The organism is Rhodococcus sp. PAE-6 (assembly GCF_025290685.1).
GTDB classification, from domain to species: Bacteria; Actinomycetota; Actinomycetes; order Mycobacteriales; family Mycobacteriaceae; genus Rhodococcus; species Rhodococcus pyridinivorans.
Genome location: NZ_JAOCLZ010000053.1, coordinates 1 through 3,166, shown reverse-complemented (window position 1 = coordinate 3,166; position 3,166 = coordinate 1). Strand labels below are relative to the sequence as shown.

2 protein-coding genes are annotated in these 3,166 nt (G+C 66.8%); both read left to right on the top strand.

Annotation, left to right across the window (positions count from 1 at the left end):
• Window positions 1–113: 113 nt before the first annotated feature.
• Complete coding sequence (locus NVV99_RS26055) at window positions 114–1,169, top strand: tyrosine-type recombinase/integrase (protein WP_064257805.1); 1,056 nt, start codon at window positions 114–116, stop codon at window positions 1,167–1,169.
• Entirely contained in the window at window positions 1,166–3,121 is a 1,956-nt protein-coding gene (locus NVV99_RS26050; protein WP_064257806.1) for a tyrosine-type recombinase/integrase, read from the top strand. The genes NVV99_RS26055 and NVV99_RS26050 overlap by 4 nt, the downstream gene beginning before the upstream one ends.
• Window positions 3,122–3,166 lie beyond the last annotated feature (45 nt).

Genomic DNA, 3,166 nt, shown 5'->3' with positions numbered 1-3,166 from the left:
TCGGTTAACCGGCCCTCCCACGACACGATCACGGTTGCAGCGTGAGGTCCTGAGCCGACGACCGGTTGAGGCGCATGCTGGCGGTGTCGGCTCCGATCGAAAGGCGGCGGACAATGACCGTTCGGGTGCGCATCAGCAGCAACGGGCATGTGATCGACGGCCAATGGGAAGGATGCGCAGCAGCAAACGCGTTCCTGACGCATCTGGCCGGACGCGGATTCAGTTCGGCAACGGTGCGGGCATATGCGTTCGACGTGCTCAATCTGGCCCGATTCCTGCTCGATCGCGACCTCACGGTGGCTGCGGTGACGCCGGTGACGGTGTTCGAGTGGGTCGACTGGCAGAACGTGCACCGCAAACCCCGCCCAGGCATGGCGACACGAGGTGATCGGGGCACTGCGGCATCGACGATCAACCGACGAGTCGCGGCGATACGCGCATTGTTCGAATACCTGGTGATGACCGGGATACGCACCGAAAATCCGGTGCCCTCACCGCGGCGCGGACAGGGACTGCGACCACCAGCGCGAGGACTGCTCGGACACCTCGGGCCGGGCCGACCCCGAGCCGGAGGCAGGCTGGTACGCCAACCGCGGCTACTGCCCGAGTCCCTCGACGCCGACGCGATCGAGCAGTTTGCGGCGTCGCTGCGCACCCATCGGGATCGAGCGATGTTGTGGGCGATGCTGTTCGGCGGGCTGCGCAACGCCGAGGTGCGATCCCTGCGGTTGGCAGACGTCGATTTCGGCCAGCGACGACTCCGGGTGCTCGGCAAAGGCTGCAAGGAACGGGTGGTGCCGGTCGATGCGGTGTTCTTCACCGAACTGTCGGCCTATCTGCGCCTCGAACGGCCACCGGGGTTGGCGACCGAGGAGTGTTTCGTGGTGCTGCGCGGCCCCACCGCGGGGGCGCCGGTGACCGAGGCGGGACTGCGGTCGCTGTTCCGGCGGCACCGGGACCTCTCCGGTGCGACGAGGGTGCGTCCGCACCGATTGCGCCACACCTACGGCACCGAACTCGCTGCCGCCGGAATCGATCTGATGGTGCTGCGAGAATTGATGGGGCATGTGTCTCCGGACACCACTGCCGAATATGTGCATTTGTCGGTCGAGCAGCTCGCCGCCGAATACGGCGCGGCCCGCGCCAGTCTCGCCGGAACACGACAATGAGCACCGCGGTGGTTGCGACGGTCGTCCTGCCGGCCGGACCGGGTGCGGTGCTCACCGACTACCTCGAGCACGTCGCCAGCCTCGGGCTCAGCGACAGGTCGGTGCGCGCTCGCACCCTCATCGCGACCACCTTCCTCACCACGCATCCGGACTTGCGGGACTGGATGACCCGACCCGCTGCCGACCGGCTGGCCGAACTACGCCGCACCGGGGCCTGGCCACTGCTGTGTCACCTCATCGGACGCGGCAACCTGCGGCTCGACCTCGAACTCGCGGCCGTCAAGAACCTCACCGGACTCGGCCGGGCCGTCGAGGACCGCGACCCGGACGGGTTCGCCGCGGTCCGGGCCGCCGGCCTGGTTTTGGGGTGGACACCGCAATGGGTCGAGACCGTCCTCGGCGAGTGCCTGGCGGTGCTGCTCGCCTGGCACGGCGGTTCCGTCAGCGGTGTGAGCGCCGAGACCGTCGGCGAGTTCGACGCCGCATTGGCTGCCACACAGTCAATCCCGGATACATCGAAACGCGCCTACCGCAACCGTATCGCGGGACTGCGACAAATGCTGTTTCAGGCCCGCATCGTCGACACCCCACCACGGCGCCGACCGTGGGCCCGCACCTACGCCCAACGCTTCGCCGACGCCCCGATGGCCGATCCGATCCGCGAGGCCCTGTTGCGTTACGTCACCGTCCGGGCATCGGTGCTCCGCCCGAAATCGGCCGAATCGCTGATCAACGACCTGCTGCCGTTCGCGGACTACCTCACCACCAACCATCCCGAGGTCACCTCCCTCGAGGATCTCGACCGCAGTCACATCGAGGGCTTCCTCGTCTGGAATCGCACCCGCACCTGGCGTGGGCAACGCGCCGCTGCCGGGGCCGGGCGCATCATCTCCAAGGCCGTGATCCAATCGACGGTACTGAGCGTGCGCAACCTGCTCGAGGACATCACCGAATGGGGCTGGGAGCAGGCCCCACCGCGCCGTCTGGTCTTCGCCGCCGACGTCCCGAAACTCGACCAACCGCTTCCGCGGGCATTGCCGCCCGACATCGATGCTGCGGTGATGAATGCGGTTTCCCAGCTGGATGATTCGTTCGCTCGTATCGGGTTGACGGTGCTGCGCGGAGCCGGTCTGCGGGTCGGGGAGCTACTGGATCTCGAGCTCGGCAGCGTCATCGATTACGGCCCGGCCGGGACCTGGCTCAAGGTTCCGTTGGGCAAGCTCGCCACCGAACGCATGGTCCCGCTCTCGGCGACCACTATCGCCGCGTTGGACGAGTGGACCGGCGGGCGTGGTATCTGTCGGCCATTGCCGCATCCCCGCACCGGAGAGTTGACCGATTTCCTGTTCGTCGCACACGGCCGCCGTCTCAGCCAGACCCGGCTGCGCAACGGTCTGCTCGCTGCCGTCGAGGCTTGCGGACTGCGTGGGGCCGGGGGTGCGCCGTTGGTGGTGACCCCGCATCAGCTGCGGCATACTTGGGCCACCGAACTCGCCAACGCCGGGATGAGCCTGCAGGCGTTGATGGCGTTGCTCGGGCATGTCACTCCGCAGATGACTTTGCGTTACGCCACTTTGGCTTCACCGACGTTGCGGGATGCCTATGACCAGGCGATGGGCAAGATGCGGCGGCGGTTCACGCTCACTCCGGTCGGCAAACCGATCGTCCCCGACGCGGTGAGTTGGCTCGGCAGTGAGATGCTCAAAACGCGTGTTGCCCACGGTTACTGTTCCCGTCACGAGAGCGCGGGTGCGTGTCCCTATGCCAACATCTGCGAGACCTGCGACAACTTCGTCACCGGACCTGAGTTCCGCGGCGCGCTCGAGGCGCAACGCACCGACATCCAGGCTCTCGAGGTCGATGCTCGTGACCGTGGATGGCCCGATGAAGCTGCCCGGCATCATCGTGTCGCTGAGGCGTTGACCGACCACTTGCAGCGTCTCGATCGCTGATTCGATGTGAGATCAGGGTTGATCTCATCCCTGAGGGCCGGATAA

Coding starts and splice junctions, on each gene's coding strand:
- NVV99_RS26050 (WP_064257806.1), top strand. CDS start 1,166: ATGAGCACCGCGGTGGTTGCGACGGTCGTCCTGCCGGCCGGACCGGGT.
- NVV99_RS26055 (WP_064257805.1), top strand. CDS start 114: ATGACCGTTCGGGTGCGCATCAGCAGCAACGGGCATGTGATCGACGGC.